This window comes from Gemmobacter aquaticus (assembly GCF_007859075.1).
Taxonomy (GTDB): domain Bacteria; phylum Pseudomonadota; class Alphaproteobacteria; order Rhodobacterales; family Rhodobacteraceae; genus Gemmobacter; species Gemmobacter aquaticus.
The window spans coordinates 1,530,125-1,555,923 of record NZ_VOAK01000011.1; the positions used below are offsets into that span (position 1 = coordinate 1,530,125).

A 25,799-nucleotide genomic window follows, 5' to 3' on the forward strand; every position below is an offset into this window, starting at 1 on the left:
TCGGATTCCCCGCGACCCGCCGTCAGGCGAATGGCGGCTTCCGCATCATCATCACACCCTGATCTTCAATCTAATTGACGTACCTCAAACGCTGCGCCATACCTGACCCTCAACCGGGAGGACAGATGGCCCGCCCCACCGTCAACGACATAGCGCGCGAGGCAGGGGTCAGTCTGGCCACCGTTGACCGTGTGCTCAACGCCCGCCCCGGCGTAAGGGAAAGCACCGTCACTGCGGTGCAAGAGGCGATCACGCGGCTCGGCTATGTTCGCGACATCGCCGCCGCCAATCTGGCGCGCCAGCGGCAATACCGCCTTGTTGCCGCCCTGCCCGATTCCGGCAGCCAGTATGTCGAAACGCTGGCCTGCGCCCTGCACGACGCCGCCCAGACCGCCGCTGTCGCCCGAACCGAATTGCAGATCCTGCGCTACCCGGCAGAGGATCCGCACAGTCTGGCCGCCCTGTTGCACGCCCTCCCCCCGGCTGAAACCGAGGGCGTCGCCCTGATGGCCCCGGAAACCCCTGTCCTGCGCGACGCCGTCAAAGCCTTGCGTGAAAAGGGGATTCCGGTAATCGCCATCGGGTCAGACCTGCCCAATACCGACCGCGATCACTTCGTTGGTATCGACAGCCGCGCCGCAGGCCGCACGGCAGGCGTGCTGATGGGTCGCTTTGTCGGGCGCGGGCCGGGGCAGATTCTGGCGCTGGCAGAATCGATGCAACTCCGCGACGCCATCGAACGCCGCCATGGATTTGACGCCGTAATTCAGGCCGAGTTTCCATGGCTCGAGGTGCTGCCCACGCTAGAAACCCATGGCTCGGACGCTACCCTGCGCGCCGTGGTGACCGAACGCCTGCGCCATGCCACCGGCTTGCGCGGCATCTATGTCCTTGGCAGCGGCCACCGCGCGCTGGCCGCCACTCTGGCCGATCTGGGCCTGACCGGGCGATTCACCATCATCGGGCACGAGTTGACGCCCCACACCCGCCGCGCCTTGCAAGGCGGCCAGATCGACGCAGTCATCACCCAGAATCTAGGCCATCTCGCCCGTTCCGCCCTGCGCGTCCTGCGCGCCAAGGCCGATCGCGCCCCGATCGACGCCGCACAGGAACAGCTGCGCATCGAAATCCTGATCCGCGAAAACCTTCCAGATCAATAACTTACGATATACCACCTCCAAGCCGCGCTGCCCCTGGAAGATTTTTGAGGTACGCACCTCAAAAATTAGTAGACAAACGCCCCGGCATGCCGCAAGGTCAGCTCAGCCAGAAGGCCCGGGCGCAGGTTTCCGCCAAGGGCACGCCGCCGTAACTAGGCATTCCAAATCCGTGGGAGGATTCATGAAAATCGCACAATTGGCCGGTTCCGCGGCCATAGCCCTGCTGTCTGCCAATGCCGCACAGGCACAACAGACCGAACTCACGCTTTGCTGGGCCGCCTGGGACCCGGCCAACGCACTTGTCGAACTCAGCAAGGACTTCGAGGCCGAATCCGGCATCAAGATGAAGTTCGAGTTCGTGCCATGGCCCAACTTCGCCGACCGCATGCTGAACGAACTGAATTCGGGCGGCAAACTCTGCGATCTGATGATCGGAGACAGCCAATGGATCGGCGGCAGCGCCGAGAACGGCCATTACGTCAAGCTGAACGATTTCTTCGATGCCAATGGCATCACCATGGATGCCTTTGTCCCCGCCACCGTCACCGGCTATTCCGAATGGCCGAAGAACTCACCAAACTATTGGTCGCTTCCAGCCTTCGGCGACGTGGTCGGCTGGACCTACCGCAAGGACTGGTTCGAACGCCCCGAGATCCAGGCCGCGTTCAAGGAAAAATACGGCCGCGACCTGACGCCCCCCGCCACCTTTGCTGAACTCAAGGACATCGGCGAATTCTTCCAGGGCCGCGAAATCGACGGCAAAACCGTTTACGGCCTGTCGATTTACACCGAACGCGGGTCCGAGGGCATCACCATGGGCGTGATGGATGTCCTCTATTCCTTCGGCTTCCTCTACGAAAATCCGGAAAAGCCCTATGAGATGGAGGGCTTTGTCAACTCCCCCGGCGCCGTGGCGGGTCTTGAGTTCTACAAGTCGCTTTACGATTGCTGCGTCGCCCCCGGCACCTCCAACACCTATATGGGCGAAGGCATCGACGCCTATAAATCCGGCCAGGTCGCCATGCAGATGAACTTCGCCTTCACCTGGCCGGGGTTCGAGGTCGATCCCAACGTCGGCGGCGGCAAGACCGGCTATCTGGTCAACCCCGCGGGCCCCGATGGCCAGCAATTCGCTCAGTTGGGCGGTCAGGGCATCTCGGTCGTCGCCTACTCTGAAAAGCAGGATGCGGCGCTGGAATACATCAAATGGTTCGCCAAGCCCGAGGTGCAGTCGAAATGGTGGTCGATTGGCGGCTTCTCCTGCCTGCGTGCCGTCGTAGAGGACCCGGCCTTCGCCACGAGCCAACCCTATGCCCAGACCTTCCTGGACAGCATGGCCATCGTGAAGGATTTCTGGGCCGAGCCCAGCTATGCCTCGCTGCTGCAGGCCTCACAGAAGCGCTTTCATGACTATGTGGTCGCCGGCAACGGCACCGCCAAAGAGGCACTGGACGGCATGATCGCCGACTGGACCGAAGTGTTCGAGGATGACGGCAAACTCTGACTTGCCCGCCTGAACGCGGCCCCCCCCATGACGGGGGCCGCACCCCGCCCCGCCTGCGGCCCTGAGGTTCCATGCACAACCCCATCGACATCGCCGCCCGCGCGACCCCGCGCCCCGTGGCCCGCCGCCTTCGCGGCCTATCCGACCGTGCCATCGCCTGGATATTCGTCGCCCCGACTATCTTTCTACTACTGGCGATCAACATCTTTCCGCTGATCTGGACGATCCGCCTGTCTTTCACCAATTACGCCGCCAACCGCCCAAACCGAGAGGTGGAATGGGTCGGTCTGCGCAATTACAGCCGCATCCTGACCGACGCCGACACCTGGGCGAACATGCAGAGCACGGCGCATTTCCTGATCTGGACGATCACCTTTCAGGTCGTCATCGGATTTACGCTTGCTTGGCTGATCAACCGCAAGTTCAAGGGCAACGATCTTCTGACCACGCTGATCGTGCTGCCGATGATGCTGTCCCCCGCCGTCGTCGGCAACTTCTGGACCTTCCTCTACCAGCCGCAGATCGGCCTCGTGAACTACGCGGTCGAGGCGGTGGCGGGTATTCCCGCCTCCTCCTTCTCGATGCTCGGCCCTGGTGGCTGGGCCCGCTGGGCCATCGTCATCGTCGACACCTGGATGTGGACGCCCTTCGTCATGCTGATCTGTCTTGCCGGTCTGCGGTCAATCCCCGATTACATCTACGAGGCAGCAGAGGTGGACCGCGCCTCCAAATGGCGCCAGTTCTGGACCATCACCTTGCCCATGGCCTTGCCCTTCCTGATGCTCGCCGTCCTCTTCCGCGGCATCGAGAATTTCAAGATGTTCGACATGGTCACGCTCTTGACCGGTGGCGGCCCGGGCAATGAAACCCTGCTGACCTCGATCGACCTGAAGCGCGAAGCGTTTGAGAAGTGGCGCACCGGCTATGCTTCGGCCTATGCGATCATCTTGTTTGTCACGGTCTTCGGCCTCGCCTCGATCTACGTCAAGGCGCTGAACAAGGTTAAGGAGCGGTGAGGATGCCAGTCACACAACCGGCATGGGCCATCCCCCAAGCCAAAGCGAGCGCGCTCTGCATCGCGGACAAAGGCGCAGGCGTCTCCCCCGCCGGGCGCGGGCCGGGCCGTGTTGCGCCTAGGACCGCCGCCGCTTGGACCTCTACCCCGCAAAAGCGCAGGGAAAGGCTCTGCCTTTCCAAGCCCGCGCCCCGGCCGGAAGGACGTTGCAGATGACCGCCTACTCCATCACCGAACCCAGCAAAGCCTCGAAATGGGTCGCGGGTCTCTTGGTCGCCTTCTACACGATCGTCACCCTGCTGCCCTTGGTCTGGATCATCTCTACCGGCTTCAAATCCGGCCCGGATTCGATCTCCTACCCGCCCAAGCTGGTGTTCGACCCCACGGTCGAAGGTTACGTCAACCTCTTCACAAGCCGCACCCGCATCAGCCAGGACGCCCCGCCCCCGCCGGCGGAAACCTGGTATGACGAAATTACCCGCGATCAGGGCATGGTCATCACCGGCCCCTCCCGGTTTGGCGAGCGGTTCATGAACTCGGTCATCATCGGCTTCGGCTCGACCGCGCTCAGCATCATCCTCGGCACGCTGGCCGCCTATGCCTTCTCGCGCTTCAAGGTGCCACTAAAGGATGACCTGCTTTTCTTCATCCTCTCCACCCGGATGATGCCGCCCATCGCCGTCGCCATCCCGATCTACCTGATGTATCGCGAACTGGGTCTGTCAGACACGCATCTCGGCATGATCCTGCTCTACACCGGGGTGAACATCTCGCTCGCCGTCTGGCTGCTCAAGGGGTTCATCGACGAAATCCCCCGCGAGTACGAGGAGGCCGCGCTGATCGACGGCTACACCCGCTTTCAAGCCTTCCGCAAGGTCGTGCTGCCGCAGGCCGCCACCGGTATCGCCTCCACCGCCATCTTCTGCCTGATCTTCGCCTGGAACGAATACGCCTTCGCCGTGCTCCTCACGAGCGGCAATGCCCAGACCGCCCCGCCCTTCATCCCCACCATCATCGGCACCGGGGGGCAGGACTGGCCCGCCGTCGCCGCGGGCGCCACGCTGTTCCTGCTGCCGGTGATGGTCTTCACCATCCTCCTGCGCAAACACCTTCTGCGCGGCATCACTTTCGGTGCGGTGCGGAAATGAACGTACGTCCCTCAGCCATACGTCAGCCATATGTGAGCCATATGTGGAGCATACGTCCATGACCGCCTTCTTTTCTGGTCTCCTTCGCCTGCGCCGTGGCCCGTGGGAGATGCTCGCGACGATCCTGATCGCGCTTGGCGTCTTCATGCTGATGCAGCCGTTCTTCCTCTGGGCCTTCACCTGGTCTTTCCTCGTCACGCTGGTTGGAACCGTCATGTTCATCATCACAAGCCACTTCCCGGAATAGCCCGTCATGGCGCAGATCATCATCCGGAACCTACGGAAAGAATTCGGCAGTTTCACCGCCGTTCAGGGCAGCAGCTTCACCATCGAGGATGGCGAGTTCTTCATGCTGCTCGGCCCTTCGGGCTGTGGCAAGACCACCACCCTGCGCATGATCGCCGGGCTGGAACTGCCCACCTCGGGCGAGATTCTGATCGACGGCGAAGACGTCTCGCAGCGCCCCGCCAGCCAGCGCGACATTGCGATGGTCTTTCAGATGTTCGCCCTCTACCCTCATATGAATGTCCGTAAGAACATCTCTTATCCCCTTGTTTCCCAAGGCGTTCCAAAGACAGAGGTCCGTGACCGCGTGGCCGAGGTCGCCCGTATCCTGCGCATCGAACACCTGCTCGAAAGCCCCGTCGGCGGCCTTTCTGGCGGCGACCGGCAACGGGTGGCGCTTGGCCGCGCCATCGTCCGCCGTCCCAAAGCCTTCATGATGGACGAACCCTTGGGCGCGCTGGATGCCGAGTTCCGCGAGATCATGTCCGAAGAACTCCGCGGACTGCACGACCGCATGCGCGCCACCACCGTCTATGTCACCCATGACCAGCTGGAGGCGATGCAGATGGGCGACAAGATTGTGGTTATGAATCATGGGGTTGTCGAACAGTTTGGCACGCCGCAGCAAATCTACGACCACCCCGCCACCCTGTTCGTGGCCGATTTTATCGGGTCGCCCTCGATGAACTTCCTCCGTTTCGATGGCGCCGTGAAGCGCGGCGCCTCCTCGGTCTCACTTTCGGGCCTTGATGTGGAAACCCCAGAAATCCTTGACGAAACCGCGCCCACGAAACTGGTCCTCGGTGTGCGTCCGGAACACGTCATCCTCTCCGACGCCGCCCCCTACCGCGGCCGCGTGCTGGCCACCGAATACCTTGGCACCAGCCAGATCATCACCATCGAGGCGGCCCATGGCACCCTCAAGGCTCGCGCCCCCTCGGGCCAGATCGCGCACACAGGAGAGACCGTCGGCCTGACTTTCACTGCCCCGAAACTCGCCCTTTTCAATGCCGAAACAGGCCGCGCCTTCCGCACCGCCGCCAATCAGGGGGTGCACCATGGCTGAAGTTACTCTGTTCGGTATTTCAAAGTCCTACGGCGCAACCCTCGCGCTATCAGATGTGTCCATGACCATTCCCGACGGCGCGTTCGTCGTCCTGCTCGGTCCCACAGGTGCAGGGAAAACCACCACCTTGCGCCTGATCGCCGGTCTCGACAAACCCGATGCCGGAGACATCCGGATCGATGGCACCTCGGTCCTGCCCGACACCCCCGCGCAGCGCGACGTGGCAATGGTGTTCCAGCAATACTCGCTCTACCCCCACCTCACCGTCCGCGACAATCTCGCCTTCCCGCTGCGCTCTCCGATGATTGCCATGCCCGAAGACCAGATTGCCAAACGCGTCGCAGAGGTCGCCCAAGCCCTTCGCATCCCTCACAAGCTGGATAACAAGGCCACCGCTCTGTCGGGGGGCGAGATGCAGCGCGTCTCCATCGGTCGGGCTTTGGTCCGCAACCCGCGGATCTACCTGATGGATGAACCGCTCAGCAGCCTTGACGCCAAGCTACGCGCCGATCTGCGGGTGGAACTCAAACGTATCCATGCCGAACTGGGAGCGACGTTCCTCTATGTCACCCATGATCAGATCGAGGCGATGACCATGGCCACCCACGTCGGCGTTCTTGATCACGGGCGCCTCGTGCAATTCGGCACCCCGCGCGAAATCTACGAATCCCCCGTCAGCACCTATGTCGCCACCCGTCTGGGCCAGCCCCGCATTACCCTTCTGCCCGCCGATGCCTTCGGTCCCGCCCCGCGCAATGCCGCCCAGATCGGCCTGCGCCCCGAACATATCCTGCAGGGCGAAGGCCAACCCGCTACCGTCCGACGGCTGGAGCATCTGGGAGACCAGACCCGCCTGCACCTGGCCTTCGGCCCGCATGAGATTGTCACCCTGGCCGATCCCCATACCGGGCTGGCCGCCGGTGACACCGTTCTGATCCGCCCCCACACCCCGCTGTGGTTCGATGCCAACGGCGCCCGTATTCAGGAGTAAGCCGATGAAACAATTCATCAATGCCAAGGAAAGCCTCGTGACCGAGGCCATCGACGGCCTCTTGCGTACCGGGGCCGGGCGGCTGGCGAGGCTGGACGGCTATCCGCATATCAAGGTGGTGGTCCGCACCGACTGGACCCGTGACAAGGTGGCCCTCGTCTCGGGCGGTGGGTCGGGGCATGAACCCAGCCACGCCGGATTTGTGGGTCAGGGCATGCTGACGGCCGCCGTCTGTGGCGATGTCTTTGCCTCGCCGTCGGTCGATGCCGTTCTGGCCGGGATCCTCGCGGTCACGGGCAAGTCGGGTTGCCTCTTGATCGTAAAGAACTACACCGGCGACCGTCTGAACTTCGGACTTGCCGCCGAGCGCGCCCGCGCCTTCGGGCTGAAGGTGGCCATGGTCATCGTCGATGACGACGTTGCCCTGCCCCATCTGCCGCAGGCGCGCGGGGTCGCGGGCACGCTTTTCGTCCACAAGATCGCCGGGGCCATGGCCGAGGCAGGGGCGGATCTGGACACCATCGCCAGCGCGGCGCAGGGCGTGATCAAGGGCGCCATCTCGATTGGGATGAGCCTTGACACCTGCACCGTCCCCGGCAGCCCGAAGGAAGACCGCATCGCTTCCGGAAAGGCCGAACTGGGCCTTGGAATTCACGGTGAGGCTGGGGTGGAGCAAGTTGATTTCTCGGGCGCCCGCGCCGCCATGGCCATGGTGGTGGACCGGCTGACCCCATCCATGGGCAAGGGTGACCATGTGGCGCTGTTGAACAATCTCGGGTCAACCACGCCACTGGAAATGTCAGTTCTGGCCGAGGAACTGGCCCGCTCTCCGCTCGGGGCCCGCATCAAATGGCTGATCGGCCCGGCGCCCCTGATGACCTCGCTTGACATGCACGGCTTTTCCCTGTCGCTGCTGCCGGTCGATCAGGACCGGGCCGCCCTGCTGACTGCCCCCGTCGCACCCCACGCCTGGCCCGGCTGTCTGGCGTTTGCGGCCCCTGACGTTCGCCCACTGCCCGACGGGTTGGCGCCGATCCAGCCCGTGCCCTCGGCACATCCGGCCCACCGCGTCCTGCTGGACCGCTGCTGCGATGCGCTGATCGCGGTCGAATCCGATCTGAACGCTCTGGATGCGAAATCCGGCGATGGCGATACCGGCAGCACCCTTGCCGGCGCCGCGCGGGCGCTGAAATCCGCGCTGGACCGCCTGCCGCTGGCCGATCCGACCCAGCTCTATCGCGCGATCGGGATGGAGCTGAGCCAGACCATGGGCGGCTCGTCCGGTGTGTTGCTGGCGATCTTCTTTGCCGCCGCGGGCGATGCCTCGGCCTCGGGGCGCGACTGGATCGGTGCGCTGCGGGCGGGGCTCGACCGGGTGATGCAGGTCGGCGGGGCCGAACCCGGTCACCGCACCCTGATCGACGCGCTCGCTCCGGCCCTCGCAGCCCTGCCGCAGGGCATTGCCGCCGCCGCGACAGCCGCACGCACCGGCGCCGATGCCACGGCGCAGATGACACGGGCCAAGGCCGGGCGGGCCAGCTATCTGTCGGAAGACAAGCTCAAAGGCCACAACGATCCCGGCGCCGAAGGGGTGGCACGGCTGTTCGAGACGCTCGCCCGCAGCTGATGCTGCCCCGCCCTGCCCCCAATCTCAATGGCTTGGCCTTGCAGCGCAACGCCTGAAAGCGGGACGCTATGAAAATGGACCCGGGTGCCCCCCCCTCACACCGACGCCGCAGGGGGATCAGTTCGGCGCGGTGTCTGTCGCCGAACCTGCCAAGCCAAGGGCAGAGACCGCATCCAGCAGCGCTGCCTTGATCAGATCCAGCCCGTCCTCGTCCGCTCCTGCCAGTTGCAGAAGGGCGATTTCGCGACTGGCCCCATCGGCATGCAAAAGCCGAAGGGCGACATCCCTTCGGATGGCGGCCTGCTCGCGGGCGTAAAGCTCGGGCAGGATCGCGATGCCGGCCCCCGAAGCTGACATCAGGCGCACGGAATCAAGGCTTGTGCCTTCGTAGTCGTCAGAAACAATACCGCCGCAGGCCGACGCAAGCGCATGGACGATCCGCGACAACCGATGCCCGCGATCCAGGGTCAGGAAGACCCGCCCGCGCAAATCCTCGGCAACGACCGGAGACTCGGATGCCGCGAGCGGATCGTCGCGCGCTACCGCAATCCACAGCCGTTCGCCAAACAGTCGGACCTGCCGGGTATTGGGATGGTCCTCCGGAGTGGAGACGATCACGTCAAATCTGGCGGAGCGCAGGCCCTGTTCCAAGCTTTGGGTGTTCTCCTCCCGCACTGACACGCGAAGGCCTGGGTGCTGGCGGTGGATCGACGCAATGGCGCGCGGCAGAAGATATGGCCCTATCGAAGGCAGGACGCCCAGACGCAGCCGACCGCCGAATGGCAAGCCGCTGGTGACGCTGGCGCGCAGATCCTCTACTTCGCGCAGGATTTTCTGTGCGCGGCGAACCACCTCGGTCCCCGAGGCGGTAAGCCGAACCCCCGACCGACCGCGCTGAAACAGGCGCGTCCCCAGATCAGCCTCCACCTCGGAGATCTGCGCCGAAAGGCTGGGCTGGCTTACGTTCAGCATGGCCGCCGCTACGCCAAAGCGCCCGTGACGGGCCACGGCGACGATGTATTCGAGTTGCCGAAGGGTGGGTCGCATATCCATAGCCTCAAACTATGAAAAGATTAGTAACGATGTATTTGGCTTATGCAAGCAAACGGTGCATCCGACCGCAAACTCATCCAAGGAAGCCGCCGTGCCATCCACCCTCGATATCCTGACCGGAAACCTGCTGGTGCCAACCATTCTGTTCTTCGTCCTTGGTCTGGTCGCAGCCTTTGCCCGCAGCGATCTGTCGATCCCGACCGGTGCGGCAAAGTTCATGTCGATCTACCTGCTGCTTGCCATCGGCTTTAAGGGTGGGGTCAGTCTCGCCGACCATGGCGTCAGTACTGACCTGTTCCTGGCGCTGATGGGCGGCGCGGCGCTGTCGTTGGCGATACCCTTCGCGGCCTACGCGATATTGCGGGCGATGACACGACTGGACCGGCTGAATGCGGCGGCTGTGGCAGGGCACTACGGGTCGATCTCGATCGTGACCTTCGTCACCGCAACCAGCCTGCTGGACGTGGCGCACATCGCCTATGACGGCTATATGGTGGCCGTCGCCGCGGCGATGGAGGCTCCGGCCATCGTGTCGGCGCTTTGGCTCGCCCATCGAGGCGGAGGGGCTGCGGCGCGCCCGATCCGGCTTGGCCGCGAATTGCTGGCCAACGGATCGATCGTACTGCTGGTCGGCGCCTTCGCGATCGGCGCTGTGACAGGCGGCCGGGGGATGCAGATGATTGCCCCCTTCATCGTGACTCCCTTCACCGGCATCCTGTGCCTTTTCCTTCTGGACATGGGTGTGACCGCCGGGCGCAGTCTGATCGGCAATCGGCACCTTCTTTCACCCGGCCTTTTGGCAGCCGGGGTGTTGATCCCGCTCGTCGGTGCCGTAATGGCGCTTGGCATTGGTGCGTTGATCGGGCTGTCAGGTGGAAGCTTGTTCTTGCTGACGGTACTGGCCGCCTCTGCCTCTTACATCGCAGTTCCCGCAGCGATGCGGATAGCGCTGCCCGAGGCCGAACCGGGGATCTATCTGACCATGTCACTGGGCGTCACTTTTCCCTTCAACCTGACGTTAGGGCTGCCGCTTTATCTGTGGGTTGCCATGTGAGGTGATGTGCGGGACCGCCGCAAAGTCGGCCAGTTGAACAAGGAAGCTCTTCGGCCGCCCCATCATCGTAAAGACACGCACTTTCCCTTCTGACCACCCAACACGAGGTTTGGATCGCCGCTGCTCTGCTCCGCAAGGTTGGACCGCCGGAGGCTGGATTTCCCCTGCTGTCTCTCGATGTCGGGCTGCCAGCGCCACAAGACAGGCAAGGAGGGCCACTGCTGCCGCTCAGCCTATCCGCGGCATGGCTTGCCGGGTCGGTTGCCAGCGGCAGGCCACCCGCTTGACACCCTCTGACGCGACCCTTATCGACGCCTGCCCTGCAGGTCACGAGGAACACGGTCATGGCGCAACCAACACTTGGGCTTGGGGTTGACTTTGGCACGTCAAATACCGCCGCCGGCTACATGGTCGATGGGCAGCCGCGCCTCATCCAGTTTGCGCCCGGCCGGACCACAATTCCGACGACCTTCTTCTTCGACTATGAAGCGCGCGAGATGCTGATCGGCGAGTCTGCCAATCAAGCGCTTATTGAAGGTCTCGAAGGGCGCTTCATGCGGGCACTCAAGCGCGTCCTTGGCACGAGCCTCATGCATGAGCGCCGGCAGATCCTGAACGAGCGGCTGACCTTCGTCGACATCATCGCCCGCTTTCTGGCCGAGGTGAAGGCACGGGCCGAGGCCGAGGCTGGCGTGACCTTTGACCGCGTCCTCTCCGGGCGGCCCGTGGTGTTCCATGGCGTCGGCGATCCCCGCGAGGCCAAGGCCGAGGCGGACCTGCGCGCCTGCTATCTGGCGGCCGGATTCCGGGAGGTGGATTTCATGCCCGAGCCGCAGGCCGCCGCCATCGCCAGCGGCGCTCTGGAACAACAGGATCCATCGGCCTCATCGTCGATGTGGGCGGCGGTACATCGGACTTCTCGCTGTTCCGGTCCGGTCGCGCGGGGGTTACAATCCTTGCCAATCACGGCGTCCGCATCGGCGGCACGGATTTCGACCGCTCCATCAGCATCGACCGGGTGATGCCGTATCTGGGCAAGGGAACCGAGCTGCGCAAGATCATGGGGCCGGGCAGCTCTCCCACCCCGAATGCCATCTTCAACGACCTGGCGACCTGGGAGATGATCCCGTTCCTTTACACGCCGCAGAACCGCCGGCTGGCGGCCGAGATGGTGCGGCTGGCGCATCAGCCGGAAAAGCTGTCGCGACTGGCAAAGGTGCTGGAGGAGGAGTTGGGGCACGACATGAGCTTCGCCGTGGAGCGCGGCAAGATCGCTGCCAATGGCGGCGAAGAGGCGGCTAACATCTTTCTCGACAAGATAGAGGCAGGCCTGGCCATTCCCCTGTCAGCGGAAGCCCTGGCCGCAAGCCTCGCCCAACATGCCGACGCGCTGGCAAAGGGCGCCCGCGAGACCCTGAGGATGGCAGGGCTCGATGTCGCCTGCGTCGATAGAGTGATTTACGTCGGAGGCTCCAGCCTGATGTCGATGGTATCGCAAACCATGCAGGAGCAGTTCCCGCAAGCTGTCCACGCGTTCAACGACGTTTTCACGGCTGTTGCAGACGGGCTTGCCATCGCGGCACAGGACAAGAGGTCGATGCAACCGCGTTGATTCAAGCGCCGGGGTAGTCGCCCTCGGTTTAGCCCAGGCACGTCGGTCGATAGCATAGGTTACGTGAGCGGCACCAAGCAATCAGACAGGATTCCTTGCTGCCAACATGGCTCACGTGAAAAACTTGGCTTCAGGATTCAGTGACTTCCAGGAACCTGTATCCGATGCCGGGTTCGGTCACGATGAAGCGCGGGTTTGTGGCATCATCACCAAGCTTCTGCCTAAGCTGACGAATGTAGACCCGCAGATACTGGCTGTCGTCGACATGGGCCGGACCCCAGATTGCCTTCAGGATCATCTCCTGGGTGACGAGGCGTCCGCGGTGGCTGGCAAGCATCCACAGCAGCTCGAACTCCCGACGAGTAAGATGAAGGGGGTGGCCTTCGAGCGTTGCGGAGTGATCGACGGCATCTATCCTGAGTGCGCCGATGGCCAGCACTGCGGGGGTCACCTCGGTCGCCCGATCGCGCAAGAGACCGCGAACCCGTGCAAGGAATTCCTTTACACCAAAGGGCTTGACCACATAGTCCTGAGCGCCTGCATCCAGCGCCTCGACCTTGTCGCCTTCATCGGCGCGGACGGACAGGATGAGGACCGGAACCTGGCTCCATCCCCGCAGGTCACGCAGTACCGACAGGCCGTCGGCATCCGGCAGGCCGAGATCGAGCACGACAAGGGCCGGCGCTTCGCGTGCGGCCATCGCCAACCCTTCGCGCGCGGTGCCAGCTTCGATCACGCCATAGCCTTCGGCCGCAAGCGCCACGCGCAGAAACCGACGGATTGGTGCTTCGTCATCGACGACAAGGATTCGGGCTTGCGCGCTCACACAGAGACCTCGGGATTGTGGAGAGGGAGTGCCACCACAATACGGGTGCCGGTTCCATCGGGCCAGCCGGTCTCGGCCTTGATCGAGCCGCCCATCGCATCAACCAGTCCTTTGCAGATCGCGAGGCCAAGGCCCGTGCCAGCCCTCTGACGGTCCCCGCCGGCGACGCGGTAGAACATGTCGAAGACGCGCGCCTGATCGTTGGGGGGGATTCCGGGGCCACAGTCGGTGACTGAAAGCTCGACGCGTCCCCCCTGCAGCCGGGCGGCAACAGCAATCGCGGTTCCCTCGGGCGCATACTTGGCGGCATTGTCGAGTATGTTGACCAGCACTTGTTCCAAAAGCACCCCGTCGGCTAGGATCAGTGGCAAGTTCGGCGCAAGTTCGACTTCCAGGTCATGCCCGCGCAGGACGCCCTTCATCCGCGACCGGGCACCGCCGACGATCTCGGCCACATCCTGCGGCGCAAGGCGGGGCTTGAGGGCGCCGTGGCCGAGGCGGGTCATGTCGAGCAGGTTCTGGACGTAGCGGTCCAGCCGCTCGCCCTCTTCGCGGATATTCTCGGCCAGATCGCGACGGACGTCCGTGGGCAGGTCGGCTTCCGCCAGATGGCCAGCAGCGCCAATGATTGTCACCAGTGGCGTCCGAAGATCGTGGCTGACGCTGTTCAACAGGGCCGTGCGCAGCCTCTCGGTCTCAGTGGCAAGCTGGGTGGCGGCCAGATCCTCGGTCAGCCGCAGCCGTTCCAGCGCCAAGGCAATCTGGTCGATCAAGGCATCCAGAAGCCGCCTGTCGGTGCGTAGAAGCCGGCGGTCATCTTCAAAAGCGATGCCAAGGACGCCCAGTCGCCGGTCACCCGCCACCAGCGGCAGGAAGAACCAGCGCGCCATGGGCAGCGTGTCCGATCCCCGGCCCGCGGGCTCACCTTTCTCCCACGCGAATTGCGCGGCAGACTGGTCTCGCACATCCAGTTGATCCTCGGGGGGAAAGCCCCCCACGACCCACAACTCCGCTCCGCGCGGCATCAAGAGCACCGCCTCGCAGCGTAGCGTTGTCGCCACGTGGCTGACCGAGGCCCAAACCACATCATCGGCTGTGGCTGCGGCAGCGACCCTGCGGCTGAAGTCGTAGAGCTTGTTCGTGCGGTCGGCGATGGCGGCCTGCGCATCCACCCTGGCACGCAGGCGCGCCGCCAGGTTGCCGGTGACCAGCGATGCGGCAAGGAACAGCCCCAAGGTCAGCAGTTCGCCTTGCCGCGAGACGTGGAAGGTGTAGCGCGGGTGGGTGAAGAGGAAGTTGTAAGCCATAAAGCCCAGAACTGCAGCCGCAAGAGCAGGTCCAAGGCCCCGGCGGCTCGCCACCACGACGACGGCGGTCATGTAGATTACGCTAAGGCTGGCCACGGGGAACAATTGCTCGGCCCCCCAGGAACAGGCCGAGGCGATAGCGACGGCCAGGACCGCTTCAACCCAGGCGCGCGGCTCTGCCCCCAAACGCGGCAGGTGGAAGCGGCTGGCCTGTGGTTTTTCATCCGGTATCGAGGCAACGGTGACCTCGAACGGACCGGCTTTCCGCAGGACATCGGTCGCGACATCCTCTGATGTCCATTTTGCCCAGAACGGCCGGGGCCGCGGGCGACCGATCACAATGCGGCGCACGTTGCGGTCACGGGCATAGGTAAGGATCGCCTCGGCCACGTCATGCTCAGCCTCCAGCGTCGCCAGTTCTGCGCCCAGCCGTTCGGCCAGCCGCAGGCTACCCGCGAGCCGGTCCTTGTCGGCCTCGGGCTGAGCCTCCATCCGCGTCTGCGCGACATTCAGCGCGATCCACTCTGCCCGCGCGCGGTCAGCACTGCGCTTGGCCACCCGTATCGCCTCACGCGCGGCAGGGCTTTCGTTGATGCACACGAGGATGCGTTCCTGCGTTGGCCATGGCCCGGCGATGGCATTCGCGGCCATGTGTTCACGCAACTGCGCGTCAACGCGATCGGCGGCGGCGCGCATGGCGAGTTCGCGCAGCGCAGTCAGGTTGCCCTTGACGAAGAAGGACCCGAGCGCGCGGGCGGCCTGGTCGGCCGGATAGACCTTGCCCTGCTTCAGACGGTCCACCAGCTCATCCGGCGGCAGGTCAATCAGCTCGATTTCGTCGGCCATCTCGAGCGCGCCATCCGGCACGGTTTCGCGCACGCGGACGCCCGTGATGCGGGCGACAGTCTCGTTCAGCGTCTCGATGTGTTGGATGTTTAGCGTGGTATAGACGTCGATCCCGGCGGCCAGCACCTCCTCGACGTCCTGCCAGCGCTTCTCATGCCGGCTACCGTCCGCGTTGGTGTGTGCCAGTTCGTCGATCAGCGCGAGTGCGGGTTTGCGTGCCAAGAGACCGTCCAGGTCCATCTCGGTCAGCGCACGGCCCTTGTGAATCACCGGTTTGCGCGCAAGTTGCGGCAGACCTGCCAGCTTGGCTTGCGTTTCCGCCCTGTCGTGGGTCTCGATCAGCGCAGCGATGACATCAACACCTTCGGCACGCTTGCGCTGTGCATCGTCCAGCATCGCCCAAGTCTTGCCGACACCTGGAGCCGCGCCCAAGAAGACCTTCAGCCGACCCCGCCCCTCACGCGCGGCCTGCGTAAGAAGTGCTTCAGGAGAGGGGCGGATGTCGGCATCGGGCGTCATTCGGAGGCTTATCCTTCGCCGCCAGCGGGCGGTATCGGGAACGCGTCGTCAAGCGCAATGTTTGTCTGAAGCACGTTAACCCTGTGTTCGCCATAGAGTCCGAGGAACGGGCCTTCGACGGCAGTTTCGATCAATCGTCGCACAGCGCCCGCATCCACACCCCGTGCCGCGGCGATCCGGTCAGCTTGCGCGAGCGCGCTTTCCGGGCTGATATGCGGATCAAGACCAGAGCCGGAAGCGGTAACCGCATCGATGGGCGCCTCTGCCCCGTTCGCAGCGCTCCATGTTGCGCGGCGTTCCGCGACTGTGGCGATCAGTACGGTCGAGGTTGGCCCAAGATTGGAGGCCCCGGTTCCGGCGGCATTCCAGCCGCTGGCAGAAGGGCGCGGGTGGAGCCAGGCATCGCCCGCGAAGGGCTGTGCGATCAGGGATGAACCGATCATTGTTCCATCCATTTCGATCAGACTGCCATTGGCCGCCGACGGGAACAGCGCTTGCGCGGCCCCAGTCATGACCAGAGGATAGGCAAGCCCGGTCAGCAGGGTGAATACGGTGGTCAGGGCGATGGCCGGGCGCAGGTGGTTGAGCATGTCTTTCTCCTTCAGGCGAGGTTCAGGGCCACGAGGGTCGCGTCGATGGCCTTGATTCCGACGAAAGGCACGATCAGCCCGCCCAAACCGTAAATCAGAAGGTTTCGCCGCAAGAGTGCCGCCGCGCTGGACGGGCGGTACCGCACCCCCCGCAGAGCGAGCGGCACCAGAGCGACGAGGATCAGCGCATTGAAAATTACCGCCGAGAGCATGGCTGATATGGGTGAGGCAAGCCCCATGATGTTCAACACTCCAAGGCCAGGATAGGCCCCCACAAAGATCGCGGGCAGGATGGCGAAGTATTTCGCCACATCGTTGGCGATGCTGAATGTCGTCAGCGCCCCGCGCGAGATCAGAAGTTGCTTGCCCACCAGCACCACCTCGATCAGCTTCGTCGGGTCACTGTCCAGATCAATCAGGTTCGCGGCCTCTTTCGCCGCCGGGGTGCCTGCGTTCATCGCCACCCCCACGTCGGCCTGCGCCAATGCGGGCGCGTCGTTTGACCCGTCGCCGCACATGGCGACCAGCCGCCCGCCCGCCTGTTCGCGGCGGATAAGGTCGAGCTTCATCTCGGGCGTGGCTTCGGCGAGGAAATCATCGACCCCCGCCTCGGCCGCAATCGCGGCGGCGGTCAACGGGTTGTCGCCGGTGATCATCACCGTGCGGATACCCATGGCGCGCAACTCGGCAAAGCGTTCGCGCACGCCGGGTTTCACGATGTCTTTGAGGTGGACCGCGCCGAGGATCTCGGCCCCTTCGGCCACCAGCAAGGGCGTGCCACCCGACCGCGCAATGGCATCCACCTGCGAAGCCAGCACACCGGGCGGGGTCGTGCCGGTCAGCCGGATCACCGCGTCTGTGGCCCCCTTGCGGAAGCTGCGCCCGCACTCAAGATCCAGTCCCGAAAGCCGCGTCTGTGCGGTGAAGGCCACCGCTTGCGCCCCTTTGGGCATGTCTGGAACCGCCCCCGACACCTCGCGCGCCTTGTCGACGATGGATTTGCCTTCGGGCGTCTCGTCGGCCAGCGAAGCCAGCGTCGCCGCTTCTGCCAGACGCGCCATATCCACCCCCGGCGCGGGAATCAGCGCATCGGCCATGCGGTTGCCGAAGGTGATCGTGCCGGTCTTGTCCAGAAGCAGCGTGTCCACATCCCCCGCCGCCTCGACCGCACGGCCGGATTTGGCGATGACGTTGGCCTTGACCAGCCTGTCCATCCCGGCAATGCCGATGGCACTCAGCAGCCCTCCGATAGTGGTGGGGATCAGCGTGACGAACAGCGCCCCCAGCACGATCACCGGGATTGTGGTGCCGGAATAGCTGGCAAAGGCAGGCAAGGTTACAACCACAAAGAGGAAGATCAACGTCAGCCCGACAAGGAGGATGTTCAGCGCGATCTCGTTCGGGGTCTTCTGCCGCTCGGCGCCTTCGACCAGCGCGATCATCCGGTCGAGGAAGCTCTTGCCAGGTTCCGCCGTCACCCGGATCACAAGCCAGTCAGACACGACCGTGGTGCCCCCCGTCACCGAGGAGCGATCGCCCCCGGCTTCGCGGATCACCGGCGCGCTTTCGCCAGTGATGGCGCTTTCGTTGACCGAGGCCACGCCGCGCACCGCCTCGCCATCCGCCGGGATGATCTCACCCGCCGCGACATGGACGAACTGGCCTGCGCGCAGCGCAGTGGACAGCGTTTCCGTGGCGCTGGCAGGATCGTCATCCGCAGCACCGAGGACGCGCACCCTGGTTTCAGACTTCGTCGCGCGCAGGGTGTCTGCCCGCGCCTTGCCGCGCCCTTCGGCCAAGGCTTCGGCGAAATTGGCGAAGAGGACGCACAGCCACAGCCACGCCGCTATATGCAAGCTGGCTCCAGCGCCCTGAACGCCGCTTAGAAAGTCGCGCAGGCCGAGAACCGTGGTCATCGCCGCCACAATGGCGGTCACGAACATCACGGGGTTGCGCCACAGGATGCGGGGGTTGAGCTTGGTGACGCCCGCCCGGATTGCGGCGGGGTAAAGGCCGCTCATATCGGCCGTCTTGGTCGGTTTCGACATCGGGGTGCCTCAGAAGCTCTGCCCGGCCAGCCGCGCGGTCTCTTCCGCGATGGGGCCAAGGGCGAGGACAGGAAAGAAGGTCAGCGCGCCAAGGATCAGCACGGTGAGGATGAGAAGCGTCACGAAGAGCGGCCCGTGGGTTGGGAAAGTGCCCGACGTGGCGGGGGCCTGCGGCTTTCGGATCATCGACCCTGCGATGGCGAGCATCGGGATGATGATCGCATAGCGGCCGATCAGCATGATGATCCCGAGTGCGGTCGTGTGCCAGGGAAGTGCCGCGCCGTAGCCGCCGAAGGCACTGCCATTGTTCCCGGTGGCAGACGAATAGGCGTAGAGGATCTCGCTCATCCCATGCGGCCCGGCCTCCTGCACCGCAGCCAGCGCCTGCGGCACAGTGGCAGCGACTGCACCCCCGACCAGAATGCCCAACGGCATCGACAGGAAGGCCAGCACGGCCAGTGTCACCTCGCGCCCCTCGATCTTGCGACCGAGGTATTCGGGCGTGCGGCCCACCATGAGCCCAGCCAGGAACACTGCGAGGACAACATAGAGGAGCATGCCGTACAGCCCCGCGCCGACGCCGCCGAAGATCACCTCGCCAACCTGCATGAAGATCATCATCACAAGGCCAGACAGCGGCATGAACGAGTCGTGCATCGCATTGACCGACCCGTTTGATGCCGCCGTGGTGGAAGCCGCCCACAGCGACGAGAGCATTGCGCCGAAGCGCTGCTCTTTCCCCTCCATGTTGGCGCCAACCCCGAGAGCCGGGTTGCCCGCAACCTCGTTGTAGTGGATCACCACAAGCCCCGCGACGAACATCACCGCCATTGCGGCAAAGATCGCCCAGCCTTGCCGACGGTCTCCGACCAACCGCCCGAAGAGGAAGCAGAACGCCACCGGGATCAGGAGGATCGACAGGCATTGTGCCAGATTGGATGCGATGGTCGGGTTCTCGAAAGGATGAGCCGAGTTCACGCCGAAGAACCCGCCGCCGTTGGTACCAAGTTGCTTGATCGCGATCTGCGCAGCAGCGGGGCCACGGGCGATGACTTGCTCGCCGCCCTCGATGCCCCTGGCGACCACTGCGCCCTGCAGGGTTTGCGGCACGCCCTGCGCTGCCAGGAACAACGCGAGAACCACGGACAACGGCAAGAGAACCCACAGAACCGACCGGGTCAGATCGACCCAGAAGTTGCCCAGGCCGGACCCCTTGGCCGCGGCAAATCCGCGGATCACGGCTACAGCCACTGCCATCCCAGTGCCCGCGCTGACAAAGTTCTGCACTGTCAGCCCGGCCATCTGGCTCAGATAACTCAGCTGCGCTTCGCCCGAATAGGCCTGCCAGTTGGTGTTGGTCACGAAGCTGACGGCGGTGTTGAAGGCAAGGTCAGGCGCCATGCCGCCGATGCCGTCGGGGTTCAGCGGCAGCGCCCCCTGCAGTCGCAGGGCCGCGTAAAGGAGCACGAAACCCACGAGGTTGAAGGCCAGCACCGCCAGCGCATAGGCGGACCAGCCCATGAGCCTTTCAGGTGTAGCCCCGCAGGCGCGAAGGAGGAAACCTTCAAGGCGCAGGAGCGGGAGCGGTAGCGTTCCGCCGTAGACGCGCGCCATCCAGATCGCCAACGCCCACGCCAGGCCAACGAGGACAGTGAAATACAGTGCGTAGGCAAGCAAGGTCATCGCGCGCCCTCCCTCAGAACCGGTCTGGGCGCAGCAGAGCCGCACCGAGATAGACGAAGAGGCACGCCGCCACGGCAAGCCCGAGGATCAGGTCAAACATGGCGCCCCTCACATCCGTTCGGCGGCGCGCACGCCAAGAGCAGCGACCGCAAACCCGGCGAAACCGAGGGCGAGGTAGACAAGATCGAGCATGGGAAATCTCCGGTTAGCCTGATCAGAGCATCCAGGAGGGTTGCGTAAAGGCGCTATGCGGGACTTCGCCACCCCGCGTAAGGACAACGTAAAGGAATCAACGATGCAGAAGCTGTCTGCGGCGTCCGCTCACCGACCGCGGAGGGATTTCGGTTTTCGGCGCGATGTGATCGCGCGTGACCGCTTCCCGCCCGCGAGACCTCAAGGAGCGTCCTGGGCATCTCATGATACCATCGTTCCTGTCGGATCAGCGGAAGTCAGGGTGGGGCTGGAGGACAGGAAGTCACTCCATATCCGCCGACTATCTTCCTGCGATACGACCCGAACGTCCGGCCTGGAACCAGAGCCGCATCATCAGCCAGAAGCGCCCGTTGCTGACCAGGCACGTCTGGTCGATCCGCGTCCGGCTGGAAATGGCGGGCAACCGACGTGACCTGGCCTCGTTCAACATGGCGGTAAAGGGCAAGATTCGGGGCTGCGACCAGGTTTGACTGAAGGTCCGCGACGTGTTTGCGGCCGTGTGGGTGAAGGAGCGTGCATCAGTCACCCAGACCAAGACGCGCAAGCCGGTCTGCTTCGAATTTACGGAAACAACACGCCAGTCGCTTGAACGCTGGAGTACCGATCCCGAGATGCTCGGACAGCAACGTCTCTGGCCCAGCCGTCTCCACCACAGTCCGCATCTGGCAACGAGACAGTATGCGCGAATGGGTTACGTCATCTGGGCTTGATCCGAGCACCTGTGGGACCCATTCGATGCGCCGGACGAAAGTGGCCCAGACCTACAAGGAGACGGGAACCCGGCGGGCGGTTCAGCTTCTGCTGGGTCACACCAAGTTGGACAGCACGGTTCGATACCTCGGCGTCGATCTAGACGACGCGCTGACGCTGTCGGAGGGGATAGATCTTCAACCACGACGCCGGTCAGCGGTTTTTCCACTGACCTGCCCATAGCGGCCTCTGAGCAAGAGTTGCTCGACATGAAGCGATTTCACAAAAGCAGTCAGTCGCAAATACGTTACCGGATCGCCATCTGACGTAGCCACAGACGCAAGTAACTGGTGATACTGACGGTTTGCAGGCGACGGTTCGCGTTAATTTGCAATGTTTGGTCGTCGATCTTTTGCATCGCTGCCAATGTTGCCATCGCGAGTCCGTTGATGGTTTGAGGGATCGGCGGGAGCTCTGTTAAGTCGGATCCAATTCTTCGCGGACTGTGTCAGCCCCCTCTGGACGCCCCCGCGATCTGCGCCCTGCATCGGGCTTCATCGGTTGGTCGGCCAAGAGAGGCGTAGCGGCTGGCCGCTTCTTCAAAGGCCGACACCGCCCGGGCGTCGTTCTTTTCGGCCCGGCGCTGGATGCCTCGGGCTTCCCAAACGGCGGCCACCCAAGGCCCGCCATGCCACATGGCGGAAATCCGTTCGGCCTCGTCCAGCCGCCGGCCGACCTGATCCAACTCTCCCATCTCGGCAAGCGCGGATGCGGAAGCGACGCGGAACCCCATCGAGCACGGCTGACACCCATGACTGTGCAATGACAAAAGCCGATCGCCTTCGCTAATGACCTCCAGCACCTTTTCCTTTGATCCCGCCGCCCGCACGGACAGGCCCTTCAGTCTGATCTCCAAATGCGGCGCAAGCCAAGAGGTTGCGGCGATGCCCTCCGCCCGGGCGATCAGCCGTTTGGCATGCCAGTTCCGCCCGCTGGACAAGGCAATCTCGGCCAGCCGTTCCAGCGCAAGCACCCGGCCAGCTGACGCCGCTGCCTTGGCCAGAAGTGCCTCCGCTTCCGTCAACAGCCGTTCGGCTTCACCGATCTGCCCAGAGAACAGCGCCACTTCGCCCAGGATCATCAAAGCAAGGCCACGGCCTGCCAGCGATCCAGCCCCTTCGGCGGCAGAGAGCAACTCCTGCGCCGCAAGCCCGATTTCATGGTGGCCCTTGGCGTTGCACAGGCAGAACTCGGCAAGGCAGAGGTGGCCATCAAAAACTTGGGCGACCTTGTCGGGTGTCTTGCGGGCCCAGGCGATGAATTCGGACTGAAAGACCTCTTTCCAGCGGCTCTGCATCATGGCGCACAGGCCCATCAGGGCGCTTGCCTCGCCAACCTCGCGCGCCAGACCCGCCGCCATCGCCAGGGCGCGGGTCTCCTCGGCCACGGCGCGGGCCTTGTCAAAATCGCCGCTGTGCAGGTGCAAAAGCCCCCAGGCGAGCGAGGCGCGAATGCGGTCGGTCTGGCTGACCGGATCGACAGTTGGAATGGCCAGCGCCTTTTCATAAAGCGCCACGGCCTCGGCCGAAGGGCCAAGCCCAAGCTCCATATGCAGGCTTTGGCGCAGCTGGTTGAAGATCCTGATCGCGTCGGCGCGGTTGCCGGAGTCGAGTGCGGCCTGCATCAGCGCGCATTGCGCCGGTTCGTCGCTGGGTTCGACGGCGATAAGCCGCTGCCACAGCCGGCCTGCGCGCAAGAGGTCGATATGGCGCTGCGCCAGCCCCGTGCGCGGGGCGTCAAGCCAGTCGAAATAGAGGTCATCGGGCAGAAGCTGCCCTCGGTACAGGTCGGCGGCAGTTCCGCAGGCCTCGGGCGTTGGCTGGCGCAGGGCCGCGCTGGCGGCGGCCTCAAAGTCCTCGGCATCGATCACCAGATCGGCCGCAGGGGCCAGGGCAAGGCTATCCCCGTTGGTGGAAATCAAGTCGTTCTGGCCAAGCGCCTTGCGTGCGTAGTGAACCGCCTTGCGCAAGGCAGCGCCCGCGACCTCCGAATCAGCCTCTGGCCAGAAAAGGTTCATCACCTGTTCGCGGTGCATCCGGTGCTGCGGCGTAACTGCCAGCAGCTTGACAAGGGCCGCAGCCCGGTCGCGCCGCCACAGGCCGGGCGCGACCGCAACCCCATCGACAGACACAGAGAAACCGCCAAGAACTTGAATTTCAACGCGCATATGCCTTCAACTCCCCCCGCTCCGCCGCCCCGAATTGCGTCACAAGGCCCGAGGCCAAAGGGAACGCTGACGGAACATAGTTGCGCTAATCTATACCGACAATCAGGAACCAAGGGGAGAAACCCATGTCACTTCGCATCAACGACATCGCGCCGGACTTCACGGCCCAGACCACCCAGGGCACCATCCACTTCCACGACTGGCTGGATGGCGCGTGGGGGGTGCTCTTCTCGCATCCCAAGGATTTCACGCCGGTCTGCACCACGGAACTGGGCCGGATGGCACATCTGGCCCCCGAGTTCGCCAAGCGCGGTGTCAAGGTCCTGGGCCTCTCGGTCGATCCGGTCGACAAGCACGCGCTTTGGGCCGATGACATTGCCGAAACCCAGGGCGCGATGCCGCAGTTCCCGATGATCGGGGATCCGACGCTGGCCGTGGCCAAGCTCTACGACATGCTGCCCGCCACTGCGGGTGACAGCGCCGAGGGCCGCACCGCCGCCGACAACCAGACCGTGCGGCATGTCTTCATCATCGGGCCAGACAAGAAGATCAAGCTGATGATCGCCTATCCGATGACCACGGGCCGCAACTTCGACGAGATCCTACGCGTGATCGACAGCCTGCAACTGACCGCCAACCACCGAGTCGCGACCCCGGCCAACTGGACCTTCGGGCAGGATGTGATCATTGCAGGTTCGGTCAGCGACGAAGAGGCCAAGGGCCTGTACCCCGACGGCTGGGCTGCGCCCAAACCCTATCTGCGCATCGTGACGCAACCCGGCCTGAACAAGGGAGAGAACGCATGAAACCCCGTATCCTGATCCTAGGTGCCGGTTTCGGCGGGCTGGAACTGTCGACCTCGCTGTCCGAGGCCATGGCCGACGGCATCGACATCACCCTGATCGACAAATCCGACGGTTTTGTCTTTGGCTACTCGAAACTGGACATGCTGTTTGGCCGCCAGTCCGAGACGATGATCCACAACCCCTATGCCGCCTTTGCCAAGCCCGGCGTGCGCCTGCTGCGCGAGACCATCACGGCCATCGACGCCGAGGCCAAGCGCGTGACGACCGACAAGGGCTTGCATGAAGCCGATATCCTAGTCATCGCCCTTGGCGCGGATTACGATGTCAACTCGACCCCTGGTGTGGTGCTGGGCGTGAACGAATTCTATTCCGTACCCGGCGCCGCGCATCTGTCCAAAGTCATGCCCGGGTTTCAGGGCGGCGATGTGGTGGTCGGCGTCTGCGGCGCCCCCTACAAATGCCCGCCCGCCCCGGCCGAATGCGCCCTGATGATGCATGACTACATGAAGGCCCGCGGGCTTGATGGGGTCACGCGGATCACCCTCGTCAACCCCTTGCCCTCGCCGGTTCCTCCCTCTCCCGACACGTCGAAAGCGATCCTTGGCGCCTTTGCCGAGCGCGGGATCACCTTTATCCCCAACACCCGCGTGACGGCGGTCGAGGGCAAGACGGTGGTACTGGACAATGGCACCACCCTACCGTGCGATCTGTTCCTGGGCGTGCCCAAGAACCGTGCGGCGGATGTAGTCGTGGCGGCAGGCCTGACCGAAGGTGGCTGGGTTCCGGTTGATCCTTTCACGCTCCTGACCAAGTTCCCTGACGTCTATGCCGTGGGCGATCTGGCCAATACCGGGGTGCCGAAAGCCGGAGTCTATGCCGAAGGCGCCGCCCGTACCGTGGCCGCCAACATCATCTCGCGGTTGCGGAACGAGGCCGAGACGGCGCGCAACCCCGGTGCGGGCTCGTGCTATATTGAGTTCGGTGCGAACCGGATCGGTCGGGTTGATGTGGATTTCCTGTCAGGTCCAAAGCCCTTCGGCACCTTCCATGGCGCTTCCGAAGCGATGCGCGTTGATAAAGAACATTTCGGCTCCAGCCGCCGCGCCCGATGGTTCGGAGCATAAGGTTCCAGTCCCCATCCCTGAAACGGCGCCCTCCGCAATCGTAAAGTGTGTACGGAGGGCACCGTTCTACCGAGCACCGTCAGTTTTGCTCTTAGACCGGAAGATGCTACCCCTCGCGCCTTATTGGACTTCGTTGCTCCAGGCGCGATGTCCGCCCTTCCCTTGCCACGTCAGTTGCAAGGCTAAAATCTCTCCGCCCGCAACGCATCAGCGTGTCGCTAATGGTTGGGTAATCCTCCCCATGGTTAATGGGATGCGGAAGTAGAATTTTCTCGGCAGGATGGACGAGGAGATTCCGATGAAGAAGAGCCGTTTCACCGAAGCCCAGATCATGGGCGTGCTGCGTCAGGCGGAGGGCGGGATGCCTGTTCCCGAGCTGTGCCGCGAGCACGGCATCAGCAGTGC

Annotated in this window: 21 protein-coding genes and 1 pseudogene; 14 read left to right on the top strand and 8 right to left on the bottom strand. The window is 63.9% G+C overall.

Translation table 11 applies throughout. The annotated features are described in order from the left end of the window. The first annotated feature begins 125 nt into the window (after positions 1–125). The 8 genes from FQU74_RS09515 (at position 126) to FQU74_RS09550 (ending at position 8,796) form a co-directional block, all read left to right on the top strand. Positions 126–1,160: a LacI family DNA-binding transcriptional regulator gene (locus tag FQU74_RS09515; RefSeq protein ID WP_146286148.1), complete on the top strand. Its 1,035-nt coding sequence runs from the start codon at positions 126–128 to the stop codon at positions 1,158–1,160. 181 nt (positions 1,161–1,341) lie between these two features. After that, positions 1,342–2,664, top strand: coding sequence for an ABC transporter substrate-binding protein (locus FQU74_RS09520; protein WP_170246211.1), 1,323 nt, complete (start codon positions 1,342–1,344; stop codon positions 2,662–2,664). 71 nt (positions 2,665–2,735) lie between these two features. Further along, a complete protein-coding gene (locus FQU74_RS09525) occupies positions 2,736–3,680 on the top strand; it encodes a carbohydrate ABC transporter permease (RefSeq protein ID WP_146286150.1) in 945 nt (314 codons plus the stop codon). Positions 3,681–3,891: 211 nt separating this feature from the next. Beyond that, the gene (locus tag FQU74_RS09530; RefSeq protein WP_146286151.1) at positions 3,892–4,827 is read left to right on the top strand and encodes a carbohydrate ABC transporter permease; all 936 of its coding nucleotides are present in this window, start codon (positions 3,892–3,894) and stop codon (positions 4,825–4,827) included. Between the two features lie 58 nt (positions 4,828–4,885). Next, the gene (locus FQU74_RS09535) at positions 4,886–5,074 is read left to right on the top strand and encodes a hypothetical protein (RefSeq protein WP_146286152.1); all 189 of its coding nucleotides are present in this window, start codon (positions 4,886–4,888) and stop codon (positions 5,072–5,074) included. Positions 5,075–5,080: 6 nt separating this feature from the next. Further along, complete coding sequence (locus tag FQU74_RS09540; protein WP_146286153.1) at positions 5,081–6,178, top strand: ABC transporter ATP-binding protein; 1,098 nt, start codon at positions 5,081–5,083, stop codon at positions 6,176–6,178. Continuing rightward, the gene (locus tag FQU74_RS09545) at positions 6,171–7,169 is read left to right on the top strand and encodes an ABC transporter ATP-binding protein (RefSeq protein ID WP_146286154.1); all 999 of its coding nucleotides are present in this window, start codon (positions 6,171–6,173) and stop codon (positions 7,167–7,169) included. Before FQU74_RS09540 ends, FQU74_RS09545 begins: the two co-directional genes overlap by 8 nt. Before the next feature lie 4 nt (positions 7,170–7,173). Beyond that, positions 7,174–8,796, top strand: a complete 1,623-nt coding sequence (locus FQU74_RS09550; RefSeq protein ID WP_146286155.1) for a dihydroxyacetone kinase subunit DhaK — start codon at positions 7,174–7,176, stop codon at positions 8,794–8,796. A gap of 117 nt (positions 8,797–8,913) precedes the next feature. On the opposite strand, the gene FQU74_RS09555 is transcribed toward FQU74_RS09550, so the two are convergent. After that, entirely contained in the window at positions 8,914–9,843 is a 930-nt protein-coding gene (locus FQU74_RS09555; RefSeq protein WP_170246212.1) for a hydrogen peroxide-inducible genes activator, read from the bottom strand. A gap of 97 nt (positions 9,844–9,940) precedes the next feature. Here FQU74_RS09555 and FQU74_RS09560 point away from each other — a divergent pair, with 97 nt between their 5' ends. Continuing rightward, positions 9,941–10,903: a sodium-dependent bicarbonate transport family permease gene (locus FQU74_RS09560; RefSeq protein ID WP_146286157.1), complete on the top strand. Its 963-nt coding sequence runs from the start codon at positions 9,941–9,943 to the stop codon at positions 10,901–10,903. 344 nt (positions 10,904–11,247) lie between these two features. Then, on the top strand, positions 11,248–11,925 hold the full coding sequence (locus FQU74_RS19755; protein WP_308423070.1) for an Hsp70 family protein: 678 nt from the start codon (positions 11,248–11,250) through the stop codon (positions 11,923–11,925). A 720-nt stretch (positions 11,926–12,645) separates the two neighbouring features. On the opposite strand, the gene FQU74_RS09570 is transcribed toward FQU74_RS19755, so the two are convergent. Genes FQU74_RS09570 through kdpF form a run of 6 tightly spaced genes read right to left on the bottom strand, consistent with a single transcriptional unit; the run spans position 12,646 to position 20,446 of the window. Next, complete coding sequence (locus FQU74_RS09570; protein WP_146286158.1) at positions 12,646–13,341, bottom strand: response regulator; 696 nt, start codon at positions 13,339–13,341, stop codon at positions 12,646–12,648. After that, positions 13,338–16,013 (bottom strand): sensor histidine kinase, encoded by a 2,676-nt coding sequence (locus FQU74_RS09575; protein WP_146286159.1) that lies wholly within the window; start codon positions 16,011–16,013, stop codon positions 13,338–13,340. The genes FQU74_RS09570 and FQU74_RS09575 overlap by 4 nt, the downstream gene beginning before the upstream one ends. 8 nt (positions 16,014–16,021) lie before the next feature. Then, positions 16,022–16,603 carry a potassium-transporting ATPase subunit KdpC gene (kdpC, locus tag FQU74_RS09580; protein ID WP_146286160.1) on the bottom strand — a complete coding sequence of 194 codons (582 nt, stop codon included), beginning with the start codon at positions 16,601–16,603 and terminating at the stop codon, positions 16,022–16,024. An 11-nt stretch (positions 16,604–16,614) separates the two neighbouring features. After that, positions 16,615–18,651, bottom strand: coding sequence for a potassium-transporting ATPase subunit KdpB (kdpB, locus tag FQU74_RS09585; RefSeq protein ID WP_146286161.1), 2,037 nt, complete (start codon positions 18,649–18,651; stop codon positions 16,615–16,617). Between the two features lie 9 nt (positions 18,652–18,660). Beyond that, on the bottom strand, positions 18,661–20,334 hold the full coding sequence (kdpA, locus tag FQU74_RS09590) for a potassium-transporting ATPase subunit KdpA (RefSeq protein WP_146286162.1): 1,674 nt from the start codon (positions 20,332–20,334) through the stop codon (positions 18,661–18,663). 13 nt (positions 20,335–20,347) lie between these two features. Next, a complete protein-coding gene (gene kdpF / locus FQU74_RS09595) occupies positions 20,348–20,446 on the bottom strand; it encodes a K(+)-transporting ATPase subunit F (protein ID WP_241659872.1) in 99 nt (32 codons plus the stop codon). A 370-nt stretch (positions 20,447–20,816) separates the two neighbouring features. Between kdpF and FQU74_RS09600 the strand changes: the two are divergent. Continuing rightward, positions 20,817–21,480: pseudogene (locus FQU74_RS09600) on the top strand (tyrosine-type recombinase/integrase). A gap of 265 nt (positions 21,481–21,745) precedes the next feature. On the opposite strand, the gene FQU74_RS09605 reads toward FQU74_RS09600, so the two are convergent. After that, a complete protein-coding gene (locus FQU74_RS09605; RefSeq protein ID WP_146286163.1) occupies positions 21,746–23,464 on the bottom strand; it encodes an AfsR/SARP family transcriptional regulator in 1,719 nt (572 codons plus the stop codon). A gap of 125 nt (positions 23,465–23,589) precedes the next feature. On the opposite strand from FQU74_RS09605, the gene FQU74_RS09610 reads away from it, so the two are divergent. The 3 genes from FQU74_RS09610 to FQU74_RS09620 all read left to right on the top strand — a co-directional run. Then, positions 23,590–24,270, top strand: a complete 681-nt coding sequence (locus tag FQU74_RS09610) for a peroxiredoxin (protein WP_146286164.1) — start codon at positions 23,590–23,592, stop codon at positions 24,268–24,270. Beyond that, complete coding sequence (locus tag FQU74_RS09615) at positions 24,267–25,394, top strand: NAD(P)/FAD-dependent oxidoreductase (RefSeq protein WP_146286165.1); 1,128 nt, start codon at positions 24,267–24,269, stop codon at positions 25,392–25,394. The genes FQU74_RS09610 and FQU74_RS09615 overlap by 4 nt, the downstream gene beginning before the upstream one ends. Before the next feature lie 298 nt (positions 25,395–25,692). Further along, positions 25,693–25,799, top strand: a 107-nt coding sequence (locus FQU74_RS09620; RefSeq protein WP_146284639.1) for a transposase, incomplete at its 3' end; no start/stop codon positions are given.